18 protein-coding genes are annotated in these 22,133 nt (G+C 62.7%); 12 read left to right on the forward strand and 6 right to left on the reverse strand.

Features of this window, described 5'->3' with window-relative positions; genetic code table 11:
- Positions 1-13: 13 nt before the first annotated feature.
- The 10 genes from VII69_00175 (at position 14) to VII69_00220 (ending at position 10,528) form a co-directional block, all read left to right on the forward strand.
- On the forward strand, positions 14-1,582 hold the full coding sequence (locus VII69_00175; protein ID HEY5093511.1) for an efflux RND transporter periplasmic adaptor subunit: 1,569 nt from the start codon (positions 14-16) through the stop codon (positions 1,580-1,582).
- Positions 1,582-2,040, forward strand: a complete 459-nt coding sequence (locus tag VII69_00180) for a DUF1648 domain-containing protein (GenBank protein ID HEY5093512.1) — start codon at positions 1,582-1,584, stop codon at positions 2,038-2,040. The genes VII69_00175 and VII69_00180 overlap by 1 nt, the downstream gene beginning before the upstream one ends.
- On the forward strand, positions 2,037-3,227 hold the full coding sequence (locus VII69_00185; protein HEY5093513.1) for an ABC transporter permease: 1,191 nt from the start codon (positions 2,037-2,039) through the stop codon (positions 3,225-3,227). The genes VII69_00180 and VII69_00185 overlap by 4 nt, the downstream gene beginning before the upstream one ends.
- The gene (locus tag VII69_00190) at positions 3,220-4,428 is read left to right on the forward strand and encodes an ABC transporter permease (protein HEY5093514.1); all 1,209 of its coding nucleotides are present in this window, start codon (positions 3,220-3,222) and stop codon (positions 4,426-4,428) included. Before VII69_00185 ends, VII69_00190 begins: the two co-directional genes overlap by 8 nt.
- On the forward strand, positions 4,421-5,128 hold the full coding sequence (locus tag VII69_00195; GenBank protein ID HEY5093515.1) for an ABC transporter ATP-binding protein: 708 nt from the start codon (positions 4,421-4,423) through the stop codon (positions 5,126-5,128). Before VII69_00190 ends, VII69_00195 begins: the two co-directional genes overlap by 8 nt.
- A gap of 340 nt (positions 5,129-5,468) precedes the next feature.
- Positions 5,469-6,668, forward strand: a complete 1,200-nt coding sequence (locus VII69_00200) for a trypsin-like peptidase domain-containing protein (GenBank protein ID HEY5093516.1) — start codon at positions 5,469-5,471, stop codon at positions 6,666-6,668.
- Between the two features lie 92 nt (positions 6,669-6,760).
- Entirely contained in the window at positions 6,761-8,626 is a 1,866-nt protein-coding gene (dnaK, locus tag VII69_00205; GenBank protein ID HEY5093517.1) for a molecular chaperone DnaK, read from the forward strand.
- Positions 8,627-8,635: 9 nt separating this feature from the next.
- Positions 8,636-9,199 carry a nucleotide exchange factor GrpE gene (locus tag VII69_00210; protein HEY5093518.1) on the forward strand — a complete coding sequence of 188 codons (564 nt, stop codon included), beginning with the start codon at positions 8,636-8,638 and terminating at the stop codon, positions 9,197-9,199.
- Positions 9,200-9,233: 34 nt separating this feature from the next.
- Positions 9,234-10,256, forward strand: a complete 1,023-nt coding sequence (locus tag VII69_00215; GenBank protein HEY5093519.1) for a J domain-containing protein — start codon at positions 9,234-9,236, stop codon at positions 10,254-10,256.
- Positions 10,256-10,528, forward strand: a complete 273-nt coding sequence (locus tag VII69_00220; protein ID HEY5093520.1) for a MerR family transcriptional regulator — start codon at positions 10,256-10,258, stop codon at positions 10,526-10,528. Before VII69_00215 ends, VII69_00220 begins: the two co-directional genes overlap by 1 nt.
- Here VII69_00220 and VII69_00225 read toward each other — a convergent pair.
- Both VII69_00225 and VII69_00230 read right to left on the reverse strand, forming a co-directional pair.
- Positions 10,525-11,376, reverse strand: a complete 852-nt coding sequence (locus tag VII69_00225) for an SAM-dependent methyltransferase (protein ID HEY5093521.1) — start codon at positions 11,374-11,376, stop codon at positions 10,525-10,527. The genes VII69_00220 and VII69_00225 overlap by 4 nt on opposite strands.
- A complete protein-coding gene (locus VII69_00230; protein HEY5093522.1) occupies positions 11,373-12,326 on the reverse strand; it encodes a class I adenylate-forming enzyme family protein in 954 nt (317 codons plus the stop codon). Before VII69_00230 ends, VII69_00225 begins: the two co-directional genes overlap by 4 nt.
- Positions 12,327-12,450: 124 nt before the next feature.
- Between VII69_00230 and VII69_00235 the strand changes: the two genes are divergently transcribed.
- Both VII69_00235 and VII69_00240 read left to right on the forward strand, forming a co-directional pair.
- The gene (locus tag VII69_00235) at positions 12,451-13,605 is read left to right on the forward strand and encodes an acyl-CoA dehydrogenase family protein (GenBank protein ID HEY5093523.1); all 1,155 of its coding nucleotides are present in this window, start codon (positions 12,451-12,453) and stop codon (positions 13,603-13,605) included.
- 143 nt (positions 13,606-13,748) lie between these two features.
- Positions 13,749-14,780, forward strand: a complete 1,032-nt coding sequence (locus VII69_00240) for an aminotransferase class V-fold PLP-dependent enzyme (GenBank protein HEY5093524.1) — start codon at positions 13,749-13,751, stop codon at positions 14,778-14,780.
- A 271-nt stretch (positions 14,781-15,051) separates the two neighbouring features.
- On the opposite strand, the gene VII69_00245 is transcribed toward VII69_00240, so the two are convergent.
- From VII69_00245 to VII69_00260, 4 genes are all read right to left on the reverse strand, one after another.
- On the reverse strand, positions 15,052-15,540 hold the full coding sequence (locus VII69_00245) for a hypothetical protein (GenBank protein HEY5093525.1): 489 nt from the start codon (positions 15,538-15,540) through the stop codon (positions 15,052-15,054).
- A 306-nt stretch (positions 15,541-15,846) separates the two neighbouring features.
- A complete protein-coding gene (gene metH / locus VII69_00250; GenBank protein ID HEY5093526.1) occupies positions 15,847-19,359 on the reverse strand; it encodes a methionine synthase in 3,513 nt (1,170 codons plus the stop codon).
- Entirely contained in the window at positions 19,346-21,307 is a 1,962-nt protein-coding gene (locus VII69_00255) for an AMP-binding protein (GenBank protein ID HEY5093527.1), read from the reverse strand. Before VII69_00255 ends, metH begins: the two co-directional genes overlap by 14 nt.
- 28 nt (positions 21,308-21,335) lie before the next feature.
- Positions 21,336-22,133: S41 family peptidase (locus tag VII69_00260; GenBank protein ID HEY5093528.1), on the reverse strand; the 798-nt coding region annotated here is incomplete at its 5' end.

Here is a 22,133-nt window from a genome sequence, read left to right on the forward strand (position 1 = left end):
CGCGAAGGAACATATGAAGCAGCCTAGACCCAAATGGATGGTGCCGGCGATCGTCGTCGCGGCGGTGATCGTCGTCATCATCATCGGAGTCGTCTCACGTCATGGCGTGGATGCGATTCCGGTGACGACGATAACCGTCGCGCCCGCGGACATGGTGGTGAAGTTGCCGGAGAACGGCGTCGTGGATCTGCCGCAGACGGCGACGATCGCCGCGCAAAGCAACGGCACGGTCGTGGAAGTCGTGGCGCACGAGGGCCAGCGAGCGCGGGGCGGCGATCTGCTCATGCGATTGGACGACCGGCAAGCTGCGGCCAAGGTCTCCGCCGACCAAGCGCAAGCGGCCTCGGCGCAAGCGACGCTCGACAAAGCGCAGCAAACCGCTCAGATCGCCGGCGATACGAGCATTCAAACGATCGCCGGCGCCGAGCAGACGCTGCTCGCCGCCCAAGCACGTCTACAGGGCGACATCAACAGCAAAAAAGAAGGCCAATTGTCGGGCGCGGTGGCCGGCGCTTCCGCTTTCGGCGTGAGCGGCGAATCGCAGCTGATCCAGCAAGAACAACAGCTCCAGGCCGCGACGTCGAATCTTCAAACCGCGCGCGAAACGTATTCGTCCGATCAAGCGCTCTTCAAGATCGACGCGCTGCCTCGTCAGACTCTCGACCGGGATCAAGTCGCGTTAGAACAGGCACAGTCCGCCGCGGGTGCTGCGCAGCGCCAGTACGACCTTGTGAAGCGACAGCTCACCGACAATGCCGCAGAATTCAACAACACGATCGAGGCCGACCGGCGCGCAGTGGAAAGCGCCGAGGCCGGCGTGCGGCAAGCACGCGTGCAGGCGCGCGACGACAAGACCGTCGACGTGCGCTCCGCGCAGGCCGGGCTCGATTCCGCGAACGCGCAGATGGCCATCGACCAGGCGCAACTCGACGCGACGCACGTACGCGCGCCGTTCGACGGCGTCGTGCAGTCGATCGGCACGGTGCAATCGTCGCTCGGCAGCGGACTCGTGCAGTTGGCCATCGGCGACGCGGTGGTTCCCGGTCAGACGCTCTTCACATTCGCGGGAACGGGACCGATGGTCGTGAAGGCGCAAGTCGACGAGCAGGACATCATCAACGTCGCGCTCGGCCAGCATGCATTCATCACCGGGCAAGACTTCCCCGACCGCACGCTCGTGGGCACCGTGACGAGGATCGCCCCGGTCGTCGTGGCCCAAAGCCAGGCCGGCAACGCGGCGAAGAACGTCGAGACCACGATCGCCCTCGCGCAAGCCTACTCGTTTTTGCGCGACGGCATGTCCTGCGACGTCGATCTCGTCACCGGCAAGGCACAGCACGCGTTGACGGTGCCGCTGAGCGCGGTCGTGGACGACGGCACGAAGCATCACGTCTTCGTAATCAAGGGCGGCGTCGCGCACAAGACGATGGTGACCGAAGGCATCAAGAACGACACCGACGTCGTGATCGTCAGCGGACTGTCAAAGGGTGATGTCGTCGCCACGACCGGCGTCAAGGATCTTAAGGATGGCGCGAAGGTCCAGGGCACTGCCGCGTCACCCACACCTTCGGCCGGAAGTTGATGACCACCCAAGTTCTGATCGGCGTGCTGTGCGAGGTCGCCGGATTTGCGTCCATGGTCCTGCTTGTCGGCTTGACGGTGCAGACGTACGCGCTCCTTCCCGAAAGGATCGCCACGCATTTCGGCTTTCGGGGTCAACCGAACGGTTGGGGGCCGCGTGGAGTCGCGCTCGTGTTCCCCATAATCAGCGTGATCATGTTCGGCACTTTGACGATCCTAAATCCGGTCGTAGGTCTCGGCACCGCGATGATCGGACCAGGGGCTGCGCGTAATCCGATCTTCAGCACGTTGATCGTTGCCGGTATCCTCGTGCTCACTGCAGCCGTCGGCCGGGCGATGATCGCTTACAACCTCGGACAAACTCATGGTTTGGGCTCCCCGCCCTTCTTTGTTGCGCTGACGTTTGCCGCGTTGGCCTTCGCGCTGGCCTTCTATTTCGAGGCACTCGCGCACCCGTGAAGATCCTCGAATTCTTTTTCGCCGCGCTGGACACGCTTTGGGCCAACCGCATGCGCTCGTCGTTGACCATGATCGGCATCGTCATCGGCACCGCCGCCGTGATCTCCATCTTCGCGATCGGACAGAGCGCGTCGTCGTCCATCGGCGGGTTGCTCAACATGACCGGCGATCGCGGCACGATCATCTTCCCGAATAGCGCGACCACCCAAGTCGCGGAACCTTTCTCGTGGTCCGACGTCAAGATCATCCGCGACGCCTGCTCGCGCTGCGACAAGGTCTTTCCGTCGTACAACGCGGTCTTCTTCATCACGATCAATCACAAACCGTCGCCGGTCCGCCTCGTCTCGCGCACCGACTATATCAAGGACTCGTTTACGATGTCCGACGGACGGCGCTTCGACGAAGCCGATGTCGCGGGCGCGCGTCCGGTCTGCCTGCTCACCTACCCAACCGCGAAGAAATTGTTCCCCAATGAGTCGGCGGTCGGACGCGACGTTCGTGTCGCCGATCACCGGTTCACGGTCATCGGCGTTTTCGCCGATATCAGTCTGGGTTTGCTGGGCGCACAGCAGGGCGACGTGGTCTTCATCCCCTACACGACCTACCATCAACTCGCGGGCTCGGAGATCGCCGTGATGCAGGTCTATCCCAAGCCCGGGGTGACATCGGCGCAGGTCACGGACGAAGTGGAGAGTCTTCTGCAACGAACGCACGGCGTCCGCGCGAAGTATTCGGGCATCGATTCGTCGCAACAGGCGTCGGCCTTCTTGAGCATCATCGGCTTCGTCTCGGTCGCAATCTCGGGCATCGGCGGCATCGCGCTCTTGGTGGGCGGCATCGGCGTGATGAACATGATGCTGGTGTCGGTCAACGAACGCACGCGCGAGATCGGGATCCGCAAAGCCATCGGTGCGTCGCGGCGCGACATCTTGCTGCAGTTTCTCACCGAAGCAGCCGCCATCACGCTTCTCGGCGGCATCATCGGCACGATTATCGGCGGTCTCGCGGGCGCCGGCGCCAGTTCGCTTCTGATCACGCAGCTCTCGGGCAGCGCGGGCCACATCGCGTGGGTCCCGATCATCGCCGTCTCGCTCGGTTTTTCGATCCTCGTCGGCGTTTTTTTCGGCACGTACCCGGCCGTTCGGGCATCGCGCCTATCGCCGATCGATTGCTTGCGCCATGAATAAGATCCGCGAGTTCATCTCCGAAGCGCTTGAGATACTGTGGGGCAACCGCCTACGTTCGCTGCTCACGATGCTGGGGCTCATCATCGGCGTCGGTTCAGTCATCACGACGCTGGCGGTCGGCGATTCCATGAACCGGTCGGTCAAGAACCTGCTCTCGCCGTTCTCGCAAGCTGCGAGCTTCGTCTCGGCCAAGGAAGATCAACCGGATCCGCAACTGGCGGCCATCCGTTACGAAGACGCGACGCGCATCGCGCCGCACATCGCCGACGCGAGCGCGGTGTATCCGGTCGTGGAGATCGTCACGACGACCGAAGTCCGGCACACCCAGAAAACGCTGGTGGTGGACACGGACGGCGCCGGCGTGGGCTTCGATCAGACGCCGCTCGCCGAAGGGCGCCGGTTCACCGACGAGGAGGTGACCGCGCATCGGCACGTCGCGATCCTGTCGGATCAGGCCAAGCAAGAACTGTACCCGGACCAGGCATCGGTGGCCGGCAGATCGGTCCGGCTGGCCGGCACGTACTACACGATCGTGGGCGTACAGGAAAAACCGTTGAGTTCGGGCGCTCTCGGCGGCACCAGCGACAGCATCACCGTGACGGTACCCTATTCGCTCATCCCCGAGATGGGGTACACGTACGTGGACGGCTTGGCGGTGGTCTCTCGCGATCCGGGCAAGGTGGCGCAAGTCGGTGACGAGGCGATCGCGGCGCTGCAAAAGATCCACGGCACCCGCGCGCTGTACGACGCACAAGACTTGAAGTCGGTCAACGACATCATCAACAAGACGTTCACGGTTCTCACCGCGGTGGTGGGCGTGGTCGCCGGCATCTCGCTGCTCGTCGGCGGCGTCGGCATTATGAACATCATGTTGGTCTCGGTCAGCGAGCGCACGCGCGAGATCGGCATCCGCAAGGCCATCGGCGCCACGCGGCGTGACATCGCGCTGCAATTCCTCACGGAGGCGCTGCTGCTCTGCTGTATCGGCGGCCTGATCGGTTTGGTGTTCGGCATCGCATTGGCGGAGGTCGTGATTCACCTCGCCATCGCGAAGGTCGTCGGGACGGTCGTCTCATTCGCGTGGCTTCCCATCGTCACCGTCGCGGTCGCGTTCTCGGCAGGGGTCGGACTCATCTTCGGCACGTATCCCGCGATACGCGCGTCATATCTCAATCCGATAGACTGCCTGCACTATGAGTGACGTCATCGCGATCGAGGCCATGACCAAGACCTACAAGATCGGCGACATCGACGTGCATGCGTTGCGCGGCGTCACGCTTTCCGTGGCGCGCGGAGAATACGTAGCCGTCATGGGTCCGTCCGGCTCCGGCAAGTCCACGCTGATGAACCTCATCGGATGTCTGGACAAGCCGACCTCCGGCACCTACCGGCTCGACGGAGTCGATGTCGCGGAGCTTGACGACGCGCAGCTTGCAGGCATCCGTCTTCAAAAGCTCGGCTTCATCTTCCAAGGATTCAATCTGCTCGCGCGCACGACAGCGGTGCGAAACGTGGCGCTGCCGCTTTTCTACGCGGGCGACCCGGATCGCGAACGCAAAGCGCTCAAGGTGCTCGACGAGGTCGGCCTGGGCGATCGCGTCTCGCACCGGCCCAACGAACTTTCGGGCGGCCAGCAACAGCGGGTGGCCATCGCGCGCGCGCTGGTCAACAATCCGGCGCTCGTGCTTGCCGATGAACCCACGGGCAACTTGGATTCCACCACAGCCGAAGGCATCATGACGCTCTTCCAGCGCTTGAACGACGGCGGCCGCACGGTGGTCATGGTGACGCACGACGAAGATGTTGCGCGCCATGCCAAGCGCATCGTGCGCTTGCGCGACGGCCTCGTCGTGAGCGACGAAGCCGTCACCTCGCGGATGATCGCCCCCGCCGTTCCGTAGGAGGGCAAGGATCGCTTGCCCTAATGGTGAGCGTTGATCAACCGCTCGCCCATGTCAAAACCCGCTTGCGCATGGCGGGACGTTTTACCTAATCTTGACGATTGGCACTCTCGATGCTATAGTGCTAAAAGCGGGAAGGGACGGCAAAGCTGGAGTCGGTCCGTGGGACGCGAACCCGCATATATTGGCGGAACATTCACCCTCATTTTCGGGTACAACCATTAGGGCAGCATATTCCGCGCCGTGAGCCGCCGGATTCATGGTCGACTGGCGTCGGCCAAGCTGAAATTCGAAGCGAGATTCACGAGCGCGAACCACATAACAGGAGTCGAAATTTCACATGGCATCGCAAACGCGCACGTCGCTGGGATTCGCATTAACGGGCATCCTCGGCGTGCTGATCGGGGCGCTCATCGTTGCTTGCGGATCCGGCAAATTGCTGGGTACCGCAGATAGCCCGACGGCCAGCGTCGCCGCCGCCGCGTCGTTACGCGGCGTCGTCAATCCCGACCTCGAGCAGCGCATCATCAGCGCAGTCAAGCAAGCTGAGCCGTCGGTCGTGCTCATCAAATCGACCGTGCATGGCGTGCAGCAGTATCCCTTCGGCAACGACCCATTCTTCAAGCAGTTCTTCGGGCAAGGTAACGGCGCGCAGCCGTACACCGCTCATGCCTCCGGTTCGGGTTTCATCTACAAGCACGACGGCGATACCGCGTACATCGCCACGAACGCGCACGTCGTTTGGAAGGCCGACAACATCGAAGTGCTGCTTTCCAACGGACGTAAGTTCCCCGGCACGGTCGTCGGCAAAGACATCCAGGACGACCTTGCGCTCGTGAAGATCACGGGCTCCGATCTGCCGGCAGCGCTTCCAATCGGCGATTCGAAAGCGCTTCAACAGGGCGAATTCGTGTTGGCAATCGGCGAGCCGGTCGAATTGCAGAACTCGGTTTCCTTCGGCATCGTCGCCAACGTCGACCGGCAAGGTATTGCGGCGGGCGGCCAAGACGGAATTCCGGCCATCCACTACAGCGACTTGATCCAGATCACCACGCCCATCAACCCGGGCAACTCCGGCGGTCCGCTCATCACCGACACCGGTGAAGTGGTCGGCATCAATGCTGTCGTCGACTCGGGCGCGCAGAACATCGGCTTCGCGGTGCCCATGCACAACGCCGCGCCGATCCTCGCCGACATCCACAGCGGCAAATATATCGCAGCCACGCATCCGTTCATCGGAGTCCAGATGGCGGCGCTCGATCAACGCTGGCGGAACTACCTCAACTATTCCGGCAAGACGGGCGTGCTCGTCGCGGCAGTCGTCGCAGGCAGCCCGGCCGACCAGTCCGGCCTGCAGCAAGGCGACGTCATCCAACAGATCAACCGCGAGACGGTCAACTCGCCCGACGACGTGACAAAGATGATCAAGGCCATGAAGGTCGGAGAAAAAGTCGCGCTGGTCGTCTGGCGGCAGGGGTCCGTGCAGCCCGTCGACGTGACGCTCGGCGACGAGAACAACTACAGCATCCCGCAAGGGTGATATATTCAGTTAAGTAGTAGGGCAAGCAACGCTTGCCCTAAACTTGGGCAAGCGTTGCTTGCCCTAATACGATTTCGGAGGAATCAACCAACATGGCAAAAGTCGTCGGCATAGACCTCGGCACGACAAACTCAGTTGTGGCGTGCATGGAGGGGACGACGCCCACAGTCATCACCAACGCGGAAGGCAGCCGGCTCACGCCGTCGGTCGTTGCGTTCACGAAGAGCGGCGAGCGGCTCGTCGGCCAATTGGCCAAGCGTCAAGCGATCACCAATCCCGATCGCACCGTGGCATCGATCAAACGTCACATGGGCACCGATTTCAAAGTGACCGTGGACGGCAAGAACTATACGCCGCAAGAGATCTCCGCCATGGTGCTGCAGAAGCTCGCGAACGACGCGAGCACGTACCTCGGCGAAAAAGTCACGCAGGCAGTCATCACGGTGCCCGCTTATTTCAACGACGCCCAGCGTCAGGCCACGAAAGATGCCGGACGCATCGCGGGACTCGAAGTGCTGCGCATCATCAACGAACCCACCGCGGCGGCGCTCGCGTACGGCCTCGATAAAAAAGGCAACGAGACCATCCTCGTCTGGGACCTCGGCGGCGGCACGTTCGACGTGTCGGTCCTCGAAGTCGGCGACGGCGTGTTCGAAGTGAAGTCCACCAACGGCGACACGCGGTTGGGCGGCGATGACTACGACAAGCGTATTGTCGAGTGGCTCGTCGCTGAGTTCAAGAAGGACCAGGGCATCGACCTCGGCGGCGACCGCCAGGCTTTGCAGCGCCTCACCGAGGCCGGCGAAAAAGCGAAGGTCGAATTGTCATCCATGACCCAGACGTCCATCAATCTTCCGTTTGTCACGGCCGATCAAAATGGGCCGAAGCACATGGACTACACGCTGACCCGCGCGAAGTTTGAGCAACTCACTGCCGATCTCACCGAGCGCTGCCGCAAACCGTTCGAGCAAGCCTTGGCCGATGCAAAACTGTCGATAAGCGAAATCAATGAAGTGGTGCTGGTCGGCGGCTCCACGCGCATGCCCGCCGTCGTCGATCTCGTCAAGCAATTGACGGGCAAAGATCCTCATCAGGGCGTCAACCCGGACGAAGTCGTCGCGGTCGGCGCGGCCATTCAGGCCGGCGTGCTCTCCGGCGACGTCAAGAACGTCGTGCTCCTCGACGTCACGCCGCTCTCGCTCGGTTTGGAAACGCTCGGCGGCGTCATGACGAAGCTCATCGAGCGCAACACCACCATACCTACTCGCAAAGCGCAGACCTTCACCACCGCTGAAGACGGACAGACGTCCGTGGACATCAGCGTGTTCCAAGGCGAGCGTGAGATGGCGAGGGCCAATAAGGCGCTCGGCCAGTTCCGGCTCGAGGGCATCGCGCCCGCGCCGCGCGGCATTCCCCAGGTCGAAGTCGCGTTCGACATCGACGCCAACGGCATCACCCACGTGAGCGCCAAAGACATGGGCACCGGCAAGGAACAGCGCATCACGATCACGGCTTCGAGCAATCTCTCAAAAGACGAAGTCGACCGTATGGTGCGCGAGGCCGAATCCCACGCCGACGATGATCACAAGCAGCGTGAAGCAGCCGACATCAGCAATCGCGCCGACCAGCTGGTGTACGTGACCGAAAAGACACTCAAGGAAGTCGGCGACAAGGCTGTCGCCTCCGATCGTCAGGACGTCGAAAAAGCGCTTGAAAATCTTCGCTCGTTGCTGAAGACCGGCACGCCCGAGGAACTCACGAAGGCGTCCGATCAGCTGCAGGAAGTCTCGCTCAAACTCGGCCAGCACATCTACGACCAAGCCAAGGCGAGCGGTGACGCGCAGGGCGCCGCGACCGGCAACGGTGCGACGTCCGCCGACGGCGCTCAGTCCGACGCGGGTGCGCCATCCGCTCCTCCTGACGGTGACGTCATCGACGCCGAATTCAAGGAACGGTAAGGCCCGCGCATGGCCGATCTAAATCCGCTCGACGAATACGATTCACTTTCGGGCTCTCCGCTCTCCGGCATCGACGACGTCGCGCCCGCCGATAGCGCTTCCGCAGATGCCGGACTGCAGTCCGAGCTTGCCTCCGCGAAAGCGCTGGCGGAGGAGAATCGCAACCTCTACCTGCGCGCGCTCGCCGATTTCGACAACTACAAAAAGCGCGTGGACCGCATGATCTCCGACCGCTCCGATGCCGGACGGCGCGACTTGCTCAAGCGCATCTTAGACGTGCTGGATAGTCTCGATCGCGCGGCCGCCTTCCGCCAACAGGGCGCGCCGCCGGAACAGCTCGTCGACGGTTTGCTCGCCACCGCCAAGCAGTTCGCCACGATATTGGAAACCGAAGACGTACGGCCGATCGACGTCGTCGGCAAGCAGTTCGATCCGGCCGTGGCGGAGGCCGTCGGCACCCGCGCAAATCTCGATGTGCCCGATCACACCGTGCTCGACGAAGCGCGCAAGGGGTACCGCATCGGTGACGACGTATTGCGCCCTGCGCAGGTCATCGTCTCCGTCGGCGACTGAGGAGCGCACCTCCGGCCTCCCAAAAGGACGTTAGATGTCCGTCCAATTCAAGGACTACTACAAGGTTCTCGGTGTCCCTAAGACGGCTGCGACAAAAGAGATCAAGTCGGCGTATCGTAAGCTCGCGCGCAAGTGGCATCCGGACGTCAACCCGACGAAAAAAAAAGAGTCTGAAGATAAGTTCAAAGAGATCGCCGAGGCCTACGAGGTGCTCGGGGACGCTGAAAAGCGAAAGACCTACGACACCTTAGGGCCCGACTGGCAGTCGCGCGCGCAACCCCCTCCCGGATATCAGCAATGGTCCACGCAAGGCGGGCCGCAGGGAGTCCACTTCGGCAACGGCGAGTTCGCGGATGAGGGATTCTCCGATTTCTTCCAGCAATTCTTTGGAAACTTCGGACATACGCCCGGTGCGCCGACCACAGCCGGGCGGCGCGGTCAACGCGGAAGGCGAGGTCAGGACATCGAGTCCGAATTCTCGTTGAGCTTGCGCGAGGCGTACGCCGGCGGACAACGCTCGCTCTCGCTGCAATCGCAAACGCAGTGCCCTCGCTGTCATGGCACCGGCACTGAAAACGGCAAGCTTTGCCACCAATGCCACGGAACGGGCGCGGTTAATTCGCAGCGCACCCTCGACGTCACGATTCCCCCAGGCGTCCGCGACGGTCAGCGGATCCGGCTGTCCGGTCAGGGCGGCCCAGGCATGGGCGGCGGTCAGAGTGGCGACCTTTACCTCATCGTGCGCATCACGCGCGACCCAACCTTCGAGCGCCGCGGCGACGATTTGTACGAAGAACATCCAGTCAGCGTCTACACGCTCGTGCTCGGCGGTGAGATCACCGTGCCGACGATGACCGGACATATAGACGTCAAAGTGCCCGCCGGTTCGCAAAACGGCCGCACGCTGCGCATCGGCGGCAAGGGAATGCCGCGGGTCGCAGCGGGCGGAGGCTTCGGCGACCTCTACGTAAAGCTCGTGGCGCAAGTGCCCACAAATCTTACCGACGATGAGCGCGAGTTGTTCAAGCAACTCGCGGAGAAGGCAAAGGCTCGCTGATGGATACCGAGACCAGCGAAGGAGTCTACGCGATAACGGCAGTCGTCGCGCAATTCGATCTGACGCCCGAAACGCTCGTTCGCTACGAACGGGCTGGGTTGTTACGACCGACCATCGTCAACGAAGTGCGTTTTTACACCACGGCGGATGTAGAGCGCCTCTCGACCATCCGCCGGCTGACCGATATCTGCGGTCTGAACCTAGCCGGCGTCGATGTCGTGCTTCGTCTGGTCGACGAGATCCGGACACTGCAGCACCAACTGGCGCCTTAAACCGGCGCCCGCTCCATCAGCGCCATAGTCGACCAGAGTTTCACATTGCGCGCTCTCAGCAGCCCCACGGCCCACAGCAGTCGCGCCATCGGCATTTCACGCCCAAGCCGATGCGCTTCGCCGACCATGTCGCGCTCCTCGCGCGGCAACCAGCCTTGGGCCGCGTGAAACGCAAGGCCGGTCTGTGGCGCGAACTGCATCGGCGCGTTTGCGGCCGCAAGCCCATGATGGTATCTTCGCGTGATCAGCGCGACGATCGCCGGTGAAGTTTGATCGAATAGCCACAACGCGAAGTTCGGGTATTCGTGCAGGTCGCGCCCGAGCTGCGCCACTTGTTCCTCGGAAAGATAGACGATAAGACCTTCGCTGAGCACCAGCACGCGGCGCGCGCGAGAATTGACGCGCGCGAACAATTCGCGCCGCGCAGCAAGATCGGCTAAGTCAAGCCCGATCCTCTCCACGAAGCACGATGCAGGGGCTGCGGTCAGCTTCTCGTTCTTGTACGCGATCATGTCCGGCAGATCGACCTCGATCCAACGCAACGACCCCGGCAGCGCGAGCCGCTGCGGCCTCGTGTCCAATCCCGCCCCGAGGTTGAGCACCGCGTCGCAGCCGAGGTTGACTTCGCGTAGGATGAGCTCGTCCATCACTGCCGTCCGCACGATCATCGACCATGCTGCGGAGCGGTTGAGGTCGGCCATGCGCTTGCCGACGTCGCCGGCGAGATCGCGGGCGAATGGGTCGCGGAAGATCGCGTCCTTCCGGTCGGTTTCGAGCGCGCGGTAGTAGGCTACCCAGCGTGCGGTATCACCGATCGACCGGATGCCTTCGACCCTGGGATCATTCATGCCGTCACCTGCGCGACGACGCGGACGCCGAACTTGTCGGCGAACTCGTCTCGCGCTTTAGAAGTGACCGTTCGACCGGCGATCGTCACGACGCGCACGCTCACGTGCGCGCTACTTTCGGGCGGCCCCGCGAATTGCAGGTCCAAGAATTGTGTGGGCATGAGCGCAAGCCATGTCGCGCGTTGCGCGGCCGCCAGTTCCCAGAAATGCCGCGCATCGAATCGCTCCGGGATGACGAGCCGCGAACCCGCCGCCACCGCCGCGACGAGCGCGGTGACGCCGTCGCCGTGGCCGAGCGGGATAGCGCAGATTCCGCGGTCCTCGGGCGTCATCGCAAGCTGGTCCGCGAGCCGCGCGGCATCCTCGATCAACGCTTCGTGCGTGCGCCGCACCGCTTCGAGATTGTCGGTATGGAATCGATAGGCCTCGATCGCGACATCGCCGGCTTCAGGATTGCCCCCGGCGACTGACTCTTTTTTTTCCACTGTTGCCGAGAGCAACGCGTCGAAGTCGCGAAATCGGGGAAGCGAAGGCGAACCGCCTATGGCGAAAACCGCCTCAAGAGAATTGCACTCTTCGAGAAGTCCGCTCAGTTCGACCAGGCGCCGTTCGTCGATGACGAGCGCGGTCGCGCAGCTCGCCATGATGAGGTCACGCGCGTCGGGCCCTTTGAGCATCGGGTCCACCGGCACGACGATCGCGCCGAGACGCCACGCGCCGAAGAGGCTGGTCGCGTAGCGCGCGCCATTCGGCAGCATCACTGCGAGCTTTTTGCCGTGCGCAAGGCCACCGCTCGAAAAGACCACCGCTGCGGCACCTGCGCGTAGATGCACGTCGGCGCGCGTCATGTCGGCGTGGTCGTCTGGAAACACGAGGGCGCTGCGCGTTGGGTCTTGCTCGGCACGAACTGCGACGAGGCCGGCCACTGATTGCGCTTCGGGGCGGTCCATGCGTGCCGCATTTGCCTCAAATCTCATCCGCCCTGCACCGCGTCAGACCAGGGCGCTCCGGCGGGCTGACCGAACTCTCTCCCGATAAAGCTTCAAGCGATCAGTAATCGGGAGACAAGACCACATGCTCGCACCGGAACGCAACGCCGAAGCGCTCGAGATGGAGCGCATGATCCTCGACACGGTACGCCGGATCACCGCCGAAAAAGTGGCGCCGCGCGCGGCTGAAATAGACGCGACCGGCATCTACCCCAAAGACATCCGCGATGTCTTCGCCGAAAACGAACTGTTCAGCGTGCCGTTCCCGGAAGAATACGGCGGTTTGGGCTCGTTCACCACATACGTTAAGGTGGTCGAAGAAGTCAGCAAAGCGTGTGCCACATCCGGTCTCATCATCGCCGTCCAAGAGCTGGGCGGGTTGCCGATCATGATCGCGGGCACGCCCGAACAGAAGAAAAAGTATCTGCCAAAGCTCGCGACGGGTGAGTGGATGGCTTCGTATGCGCTCTCCGAAGCCACGTCCGGGTCCGACGCGGCCAACATGCGGACGACGGCGATCCGGCAAGGCGATCAATACGTGCTCAACGGCACGAAGGTGTTCATCACCAACGTGGCTGTTGCAGATATTTGCATCGTGTTCGCCGTGACGAACAAAGAGCTCGGCTCGAAGGGCACGTCCGCGTTCATCTGTCATACCGACGATCCCGGATTCAAGCTCGGCAAGGTCGAGCATAAGATGGGCATCAAGGGTTCGCCAACCAACGAAGTCGTGCTCACAGATTGCCGCATTCCCGCCGACCGGCTGCTCGGCGCAGAGGGCCAAGGTTTCGGCATCGCGATGAAGACGCTCGATAAATCGCGGCCAGGAATCGCGGCTCAGGCGCTCGGCATCGCGCAAGGCGCGCTCGATTTCGCCGCCAAGTACATCCAGGAACGAGTCGCGTTCGGCAAACCGCTCTCGAAGCAACAGGGCTTGCAGTGGATGATCGCCGACATGGATTTGGACGTGCAATCCGCGCGGCTGCTGCTTTACGAAGCTGCACGACGCTGCGATGCCGGCGCCGACGACGTCACGTACTGGGGCGCGCTCTGCAAGCTCAAATGCGGCGACGTCGCGATGCGGGTGAGCACCGATGCCGTGCAGTTGGTCGGCGGCTACGGCTACATGACCGAGTACCCGGTGGAGCGCATGATGCGCGACGCGAAGATCACGCAGATATACGAGGGCACGCAGCAGATCCAGCGCATCGTGATCGGCCGCCACATCCTCGGGAAATGAAGCAATTCTGTTCTGTAGGAGGGCAACTGTACTAGGGCAAGCATCGCTTGCCCCGTTTTTTGGTGTGGGGCCGGCCTTTATGGCCGGCCTTCTTCATGTGCAAAAAAGGTCGGCGCACGGTGCCGTGAGTAAGGTCGGCCTCGATGCACGATTTTGCTGACCAATGGGAACAACACGGCGTCTACCTCAATACGGCAACCTACGGCTTGCCCCCCAAGACCGCATATGAGGCAACCGCGGCCGCGCTTGCGGACTGGCGGATCGGACGCACGAACGAAGACGAGTGGGAAGCGAGTACAGAACACGCGCGCAGGACGTTTGCCAGATTGGTCAACGTAAAGCCCGAGTCTGTCGCCTGCGGAGCCACTGTATCCGAGCTCATCGGCCTTGTCGCTGCTTCGTTGCCCGACGGTGCGCGAGTATTGACGGCAGAAAACGATTTCGCATCGACGCTGTTTCCATTCACCGTTCACGGCGGCCGCGGCGTCGCCGTGGACGCCGTCCCCCTAGCAAGGCTCGTCGATGCGCTCAGTGAGTCCTACGCAATCGTCGTCGTCAGTCACGTTCAGGCATTTAGTGGTGAGGTCGCAGATCTCCAGGGATTGAGCGAAAAATGCGCTCGCACCAAAACATTGCTGTGTGTCGACGCGACGCAATCGTGCGGATGGCTTCCCACCGATGCGAGCAAGATCGACTTCTACATATGTCATGCGTATAAATGGCTGCTCTCGCCGCGCGGCAGCGCGTTCATGGCGGTGCGCAGCGATCGCCTGCAGTCGATCATTCCGTTGCACGCAGGTTGGTGGGCGACTGACGATCCGAACAACAATCTATTTGGATTGCCCAATCGCATTTCTAAAAACACGGCGCGAAGAATCGACACGTCGCCGGCGTGGTTCTCTTGGGTCGGAACGGCTACTTCTCTCGATGTCATCTCCGAGATCGGTGTGGAGGTCATCGAAGCGCACGACATGCGGCTCGCGCGGCGATTCTGCGATAAGATGGGCCTGGCAGCCCCGGTATCGCCGATCGTGTATGTGACTTCCGGCAATAGCCTCGAACGATTGATGGCCAAGGGAATCCGCGCATCCGTACGCGCCGGACGGACGCGCGTTTCATTCCACATCTACAATTCGGAGGCCGACGTCGACAGCGCGGTCGCTGCGCTTGCGTGACAAAAGTGAACTTCGGTCTCGATCAGCCAAAGCGGCCCGACAAAGAAGTTGCTTACATTTCGATAGTCGATACAAACAAGGGACCGTCGTTACACGTTCTACTTCGTGGCCTTGTTTGATTACCGTAGGGCAAGCGATGCTTGCCCTCCTACATTTTCAAATCGGCACCGCCGACCATAAAAGTCGGCCCCACACGGAATAAGTCACCGCCTTGCAGTGATGAACCGCGCTAAGCCCGCGTTCGCCGGACGAAGGCGGGAGCGCACCGCGCCTAATGCGCGCCGCGCAAGCAGGTATCGACGGAAGTGATCGTTTTACCACCTGAGCGCACCGTTCCGTGCAGCGTGTACTTTGCCGCCGAGATGCGATCGAACGTTACGGCGATGCTTGTGTCGGGGTAGACGCTTCGGTAGGCGATGTGGTTCGGATCGCTGCCGGTCGCGCGCATGATCGTGACGGTTTGGTCGTCGAGAACGACCGCCGTCCAGCGGCTGTGCTGCGCGTCATACGCGACTAATTCTTCGTCGCCGCCACCCGCCCAGGAAGCGATCTCCCGCAACGTGTGGCCGTCGCGCTCGTAAGCGTACGTGGCATCGTAGACAAAGTTTACCGCTCCCGCGCGGTACGTGCAGTTCCACGATCCGACGAGATAGTGCAGACCGGCCAGGGGCGCCGCCGTTCCGCCGGCAGCCGACGAAAGCGTCACGAATGACCCGAGCAAGCCGATCACGGCAAGGGTCATCCCGAAGAATCTATTCATTTCATTCTCCTAAACCGACATTCCCAATTTGAGCGAGTTTTTTCGACGCTCAGAGGGGCGCTCCCCGGGCCGAGGGCAGAGCCGGGCGCCCTGGCGGCCGGAGTCATGTAGAGGTTCGCGACGAAAACCGACGTGAGCCGCGTCGTCATCAAGCGACGGCGACGACGACCAATAACAAATGATGTCGACGACTAGGGACGCGAACGATGAGCGGATTCAGGTCCCATGGGCAAGCGATGCTTGCCCTCCTACAGGATCGACGGGGCAAGCGATGCTTGCCCTAGTACAGGATGCCCTCGAACACGATTAACCCAGGCTGGCGGTTAGGACGCTTTCGCCGGCGCCGAGGGCGGAGAAGTACGTGGCTTCGGGGTGGTGTATCACGATCGCGACGGTGGACTGTTCCGGCACAAGTTGACTCGCCTCGGTGATGGCGAGGCCGATCTTCTCGCACGGCATGAAGCCGAAGAATATCCGGTGATCCTCGATGTTCGGACACGCGGGATAGCCCCACGAATATCGTTTGCCTTGCCCTGCGGGCAGCCCCAGTTCGCGGCGCATGTGGCGATGCACGAGTTCGGCCAGGCCCTCGGCGCACTCGACGGCGAGACCGTGCACGTAAAGCGCTTCTGAATACTCGCCGGCGGCCTGCAGCCGCGCGTAGCGTTCGGTCGCCTCTGCGCCCACGGTGACCGCTTGGAATCCGACGACGTCGCGCCGCTCTTCGTCGACGCCCCGGAAATAATCGCTGATGCACAGCCGCGGCATTGCGGGTTGTCGCGGAAACGAGAAGCGCGCTAGTTCGATCGCCGGATCGTTGGGTTGGAACAGCACGAGTTCGTCGCCGTCGGCCGCCGCCGGAAAATATCCGTAGACGGATTGTGGCTGGAGCCAGCCCGTAGCCAAAGCTTCCGTCTTCATCCGCTCGAATCGCGGCCGGAATTCGTCGTGCAGCAAAGCGCGCCACGCATCGCCCTTCGCGCTTTTCGCGCCCCACTGCAGGCGATAGAGCGAACGCACGTCGAGCGTGCGGAACACCTCGGCAAGACTGATATCACGCAACTCGCGCGCGCCCCAAAACGGCGCTTTTGGAATGGGCGAGTCCTTAGCGACCGAAGATCGCGCCGGCAAATCGGCACTCGCGGACGGCACGACCCGCGCAGCGCGCTTTGCGACCGCTGCCCGCGCGCCGGCCTCGGTCGTCGTGCGCAAATCCTCGCGCTTCGCCGGATTTTGCAGGGTATCCATCAGCGCGAGCCCTTCGAACGCGTCCTTCGCGTAGAACACGCCGGGAGCGTAATAGGTGTCGGGATCGACGAACCCGATCCGCTGGACATACGCCCGATTGATCGCTGCGCCTCCGACGATAACGGGATAGCGGTGACCGTCGCGATGCAGGTCCTGAAGGCAAAGCGGCATCTGCTTGGAGGTGGAGACGAGCAGCGCTGAGAGCCCGATGGCGTCGGCGTTCACTTCAACCGCTTTCGCGATGATCGAGGTCACGGGCACCTGTTTGCCGAGATCGTGGACAGTGTAGCCGTTGTTCGAAAGAATCGTGTGCACCAAGTTCTTGCCGATGTCGTGAACGTCGCCAAAAACCGTAGCGAGCACGACCGTGCCTTTGGTGTACGAGTCATTTTTCTCCAAGAACTTTTCGACGTGCGAGACGGCCTTCTTCATCACCTCGGCCGACTGCAGCACGAACGGTAGGATGAGCTCGCCGGCGCCGAACTTGTCGCCCACATCCTTCATCGCGCCCAATAGCACGCCGTTCAGCACATCTACGGGCGATTGCGTTTCAAGTGCCTGGTCCAGCAGCGCCTCGATGCCTTCTTTCTTGCGGTGCAGAATGCGGCGGTGGATGCGCTCGTTGACAGGCAGATGTGAATCATCGTCGTCAATCGCGCCGTTGGTAGACGCCGCGCTGACGCCTTCGTAGCGGGCGATGACGCGCTGCAGGGCTTCGGGGTGCCGATTGAAAATCAGGTCCTCGACCAGCGCGCGTTCGTCTTGCATGATCAGCGCGTACGGCGTGATGTCCTTCGGGTTGACGATGGCCAGATCGAGGCCCGCCTCCACGCAGTGATAGAGGAACACGCTGTTAATCACCGCGCGCGCAGCCGGATTCAACCCGAACGAGATGTTCGAAACGCCGAGCACGGTGAGCACGCCGGGCAGCGCCTCTTTAACCGCACGGATGCCTTCGATCGTGTTGACGCCGGCGTCGAGATATTCGGGCTGTCCGGTGGCCAGCGTGAAGGTGAGCACGTCGAAGATCAGGCGCCCGCGCGGCAGCCCGTACTCGCCGCAGCACATAGCCTCGATCTGGCGCGCTACCAGCACCTTGTCTTCGATCGTCTTCGCCATGCCGACCGACTTTTCGATGGTCAACGCCACCACCGCGGCGCCATGCTCGATGGCGAGCGGCAACACGTCGTCGATCCGGCTGCGGCCGTTCTCCAGATTGACGGAATTGATGATGGCGCGGCCCGGATTGGTCTCAAGCGCGCGCTTGATGACGCGGGCTTCGGTGCTGTCGATCATGAGCGGCGCTTCGACCGACAATTCGAGGCGTTTCACGACCTCGGCCATGGCGGTGTCTTCGCCTTCGCGCTCGGTGAGGGCCATGCAGACGTCGAGCGCGTGCGCGCCGCCCGAGACCTGTTCGCGCGCGACCTCCACCAATGCGTCGTAGTCGTCGGAAAGGATCAGGCGCTTGACCTTGCGGCTGCCTTGCGCGTTGAGCCGCTCGCCGACGATGAGCGGCCTGGGCTCTTGCTCTAGAGCAAGCGAGGTCATCGCGCTTGCGATCTCTTGCGCGGGATGCGGCTTGGGGGTGCGCGGGTGCAAATCTGCCGTCGCTTCCACCAAAAGGCGGATATGCTCCGGGCCGGACCCGCAGCAGCCGCCGACGATGTTGGCGCCGAATTCGGCGACGAACGCGCGCAATTGATCGCGCATCCCCGCCGGCTCGAGCGGATAGATGGCGAGCCCGCCCTCGTTGCGCGGAATGCCGGCATTGGGTATGCACGAGATGTACTTCGATGAATGTTGCGCGAGGTAGCGGACCGCATCGCGCATGTAGTCCGGGCCGGTGCTGCAATTCATGCCGACCACGTCGCATGGCAGCGCTTCGAGGATGGCGTTGACCGCCGCGATGTCGGTGCCCAGCAGCATGCGCCCTTGCGTGTCCAAAGAAACCGACGCCATCACCGCCGGCCGCGGGCGGCCGGTCGATTCCGCATATGCAGCGGCAGCCCGAGCGCACGCCGTGACGGCGGCTCGAGTCTCCAATATGTCCTGCTGGGTCTCGACGAGCAGCGCGTCGACTCCACCTTCGAGCAGCGCCTCCGCTTGCTCGTGGTAGACGGCGTACAGATCCGCGTACGTCAGTTTCGAAAGCGACGGATCGTTCGCGGAAGGCAGCATGCCGGTTGGCCCGAGCGAGCCCACGACAAATCGCGGCTTCGACGGATCGCGCGCGGTGTACGCGTCGGCGAGTTCGCGCGCCAAGCGCACCGAGGCGATGTTGTGTTCGCGCATGGAATCGCCCAAACCGTATTCGTCGAGCTTCAATCGCGTGGCCTGAAACGTGTTGGTCTCGAGCGCATCGGCGCCGGCATCCAAAAACGACAGGTGCACGGCGCGCACCGCATCTGGCTTGGTGAGCGACAGGTGATCGTTGCAGCCTTCCTTGCCGCCGAAATCGGCCGCCGTCAGGTTCAAGGCTTGCAGCGTCGCGCCCATCGAGCCGTCGAACACCAGCACCCGGTGCGCGAGCGCCTCCAGGAACGGATGCTTCTCGTCAGTGCGCGGCATCGATGGCCTCAAGCGATGCCGGGTTTTCCAGCGCGGAGAGATCGCCGAGCGACGCGAGCTTGAGATAGCGCGCGCGCGCGACGCGCCGCATCATCTTGCCGTTGCGAGTGTGCGGAAGATCGGCCACGAATTTCACAGCCTTCGGCGCAAGCGCCTTGCCCAGATTTTTCGCGCAGAGCGAGACGAGCGCCGCGCGAAGTTCCTCTGTGGGCGCATTGTTCGATCGCAGCACAGCAAGGCAGACGACCGATTCGCCTTTCACGTCGTCGGGCACCGAAACCGCCGCGGCCTCTTTCACCGCCGGATGCGCGACCAACGCGCTTTCGTACTCCGCCGGACCCACGCGCTTGCCGGCGACGTTGATCGTATCATCCGAGCGTCCGAGGATAAACCAGTAGCCGTCCGCGTCGACGCTGCACCAATCGCCGTGAACCCAAACGCCGGGTATGCGATTCCAGTAGGTCTGCAGATAGCGTTCGTCGTCGTGCCAAAACGATTGCGTCATGCCTGGCCACGGCTGCCGTATGCACAGCTCGCCGACCGCGCCGCGCACTGAAGCGCCGTTACTATCGATGACGTCGGCGTCCATGCCAGGTACGGGCCCGTGGAATGCGCACGGCACAAGTGGACGCACGGGGAAGCAGCCCAAGATGCCGCCGCTGATCTCTGTGCCGCCGGAATAATTGATGATCGGGCAGCGGTCACCGCCGACGTGATGCGAGAACCACTTGTACGGCTCGGGGTTCCACGCTTCACCGCTCGACCCGAGGATGCGCAAGCTTGAAAGGTCGTGATTGTGCGGATGATCGTCGCCGTGCGCCATGAGCGCGCGGATCGCGGTGGGCGCGATGCCGAGATGCGTGGCCTTGTGGCGCGCCACCACTTCCCACAGGCGATCCGGCCTGGGATGGTCGGGCGTTCCGTCGAAGAGCACGATGGCGGCGCCGAGACCAAGCGCGCCCAACACGAGGAAGGGCCCCATCATCCAGCCCATGTCGGTGAACCACAGCATGCGGTCGCGCGGCTTGACGTCAAAGCAAAGATACTGATCGATCTGCACTTTGACCGGAAAGCCCGCATGGCCGTGCACGGCACCTTTGGGTTTTCCGGTGGAGCCAGATGTGTAGAGCAAGAGATAGGGGTCGTTTGCAGCGGTGCGCTCGGCCTCAAAGAAATCCGGCTGGCCTGCGGTGAGCCCAACCCAATCTACGACGCGATAGCGCCGTCCATCGGCCGCACCACCTGAGGAGCCGCCCAACACGACCACATGCTCGATGCTCGACACTTCATTCGCCGCAGCAAGCGCGGCCGACAGCATATCCACCGGCTTGCCGCGGCGCGAGGTGGAGTGCACCGTCAAAAGCGTCTTGGCGCGGGCATCGTCGAGACGCGAGACCAGCGCGGGCGCCGCATAGCCGGAAAACGCGGGCACGGCGACGGCGCCGATCCGGCCGATGGCCAAGAGCGCGATGGCCGTCTCGGGAACGAGCGGCATGTAGATGCCCACGCGATCGCCTTTGCTCACACCCAGCGTGCGCAGACCTGCCGAAAGACGGCAAACCTCGGTCAGCAACTCCTTGAACGTGAAACTCCGAGACGGTCCGCGCTCACCTTCCCAAACGAGCGCCTCGTCATCGCCGCGACCTGCCAACACATGCTTGTCCAAACAGTTGTAGGACGCGTTGTAGCGCCCGCCGACGAACCAGTTGGCGAACTCCGGCCCACGCGAGAGGTCGAGCGTCGTGGAATACGGCTCGAACCACGCAAGTCCGATGTGGGCGAGGAGGCGGTGATAGAACCCGGCGATGTCGGTGCGCGCCATTGCCCAGAGGTTCTCAAGGCTGTCGGCGCCGAGCGCCCGCATGGCGGCGGTGAGATTTGCCGATTCGATGGCAGCGGGTGTAGGCGTCCACACCGCGGCCGGGCGAGCGAGCGCGTCCTTCGTCATTCGAAGACGGATTTTAGTGCGATGCGGCTTAGATGCCTGCGCCGCTCGAGGTGGGAACTGCCGGCAGGGGCGATGCCGCCAATTGCGAGCGCACGATCTCTACGGCGCGCCGCAGTTGACCATCGGTTTCGAGTTGTCCGACGCTCTGAATGTCGACATCGGGAACCGCGACGTCGGGATCGATGCCGACGGCATTGAGGTCGTGGCCGTTCGGGGTGAGATAGCGCGCCGTCGTGATCTTTATCGCGCTGCCGTCCGGCAACGGATACACCGTCTGCACGACGCCTTTGCCGAATGTGCGGCTGCCCAAGATGACGCCCGCGCCGCTATCCTGGATGGCGCCCGACGTGATCTCAGAAGCGCTTGCCGTGTTGCCGTTCACCAGCACCACGAGCGGCCGCGGTGCGACCGCGGTGTCATCGGCATCGAACGTGGTCAGCGGTTTCGAGCGGCTGTCGATCGACACGATCGGCCCCTCGGGAATGAACTTTGATGACACGTCGACGGCCGCGTTGAGATAGCCGCCGCCGTTATTGCGAAGATCGAGGATGTAGCCCACGGCGCCGTCTTTGTCCAGCCGCGCGAGCGCTTCGTTCATCTCTTGACCCGTGCTCGAGCCGAAGACCAGAATTTGCACGTAGCCTATGCTCCCGGTCAGCATGCGCGCGAGCACGCTTGGCGTGCGCACGAAATTGCGCTTCAACGCAATGGTGATCGGAGCCGCCGTGCCCGGCCGCTGCACGACCAGGTTGACCGAGGTGCCGGCTTTTCCGCGCAGGAGCGCGCTCGCTTGGGGAATAGTGAGGCCCGCCGTGTCGTGGCCGTC

Source organism: Candidatus Eremiobacteraceae bacterium, assembly GCA_036511855.1.
GTDB lineage: Bacteria > Vulcanimicrobiota > Vulcanimicrobiia > Eremiobacterales > Eremiobacteraceae > JABCYQ01.

Excerpts from the sequence above, each read along its gene's own strand:
- VII69_00220 (HEY5093520.1), top strand. The coding sequence starts at position 10,256 with ATGGATACCGAGACCAGCGAAGGAGTCTACGCGATAACGGCAGTCGTC.
- VII69_00235 (HEY5093523.1), top strand. The coding sequence starts at position 12,451 with ATGCTCGCACCGGAACGCAACGCCGAAGCGCTCGAGATGGAGCGCATG.
- VII69_00195 (HEY5093515.1), top strand. The coding sequence starts at position 4,421 with ATGAGTGACGTCATCGCGATCGAGGCCATGACCAAGACCTACAAGATC.
- VII69_00215 (HEY5093519.1), top strand. The coding sequence starts at position 9,234 with ATGTCCGTCCAATTCAAGGACTACTACAAGGTTCTCGGTGTCCCTAAG.
- VII69_00255 (HEY5093527.1), bottom strand. The coding sequence starts at position 21,307 with ATGACGAAGGACGCGCTCGCTCGCCCGGCCGCGGTGTGGACGCCTACA.
- VII69_00180 (HEY5093512.1), top strand. The coding sequence starts at position 1,582 with ATGACCACCCAAGTTCTGATCGGCGTGCTGTGCGAGGTCGCCGGATTT.
- VII69_00230 (HEY5093522.1), bottom strand. The coding sequence starts at position 12,326 with ATGGACCGCCCCGAAGCGCAATCAGTGGCCGGCCTCGTCGCAGTTCGT.
- dnaK (HEY5093517.1), top strand. The coding sequence starts at position 6,761 with ATGGCAAAAGTCGTCGGCATAGACCTCGGCACGACAAACTCAGTTGTG.
- VII69_00200 (HEY5093516.1), top strand. The coding sequence starts at position 5,469 with ATGGCATCGCAAACGCGCACGTCGCTGGGATTCGCATTAACGGGCATC.
- VII69_00175 (HEY5093511.1), top strand. The coding sequence starts at position 14 with ATGAAGCAGCCTAGACCCAAATGGATGGTGCCGGCGATCGTCGTCGCG.
- VII69_00240 (HEY5093524.1), top strand. The coding sequence starts at position 13,749 with ATGCACGATTTTGCTGACCAATGGGAACAACACGGCGTCTACCTCAAT.
- VII69_00225 (HEY5093521.1), bottom strand. The coding sequence starts at position 11,376 with ATGAATGATCCCAGGGTCGAAGGCATCCGGTCGATCGGTGATACCGCA.
- VII69_00210 (HEY5093518.1), top strand. The coding sequence starts at position 8,636 with ATGGCCGATCTAAATCCGCTCGACGAATACGATTCACTTTCGGGCTCT.
- VII69_00245 (HEY5093525.1), bottom strand. The coding sequence starts at position 15,540 with ATGAATAGATTCTTCGGGATGACCCTTGCCGTGATCGGCTTGCTCGGG.
- metH (HEY5093526.1), bottom strand. The coding sequence starts at position 19,359 with ATGCCGCGCACTGACGAGAAGCATCCGTTCCTGGAGGCGCTCGCGCAC.
- VII69_00190 (HEY5093514.1), top strand. The coding sequence starts at position 3,220 with ATGAATAAGATCCGCGAGTTCATCTCCGAAGCGCTTGAGATACTGTGG.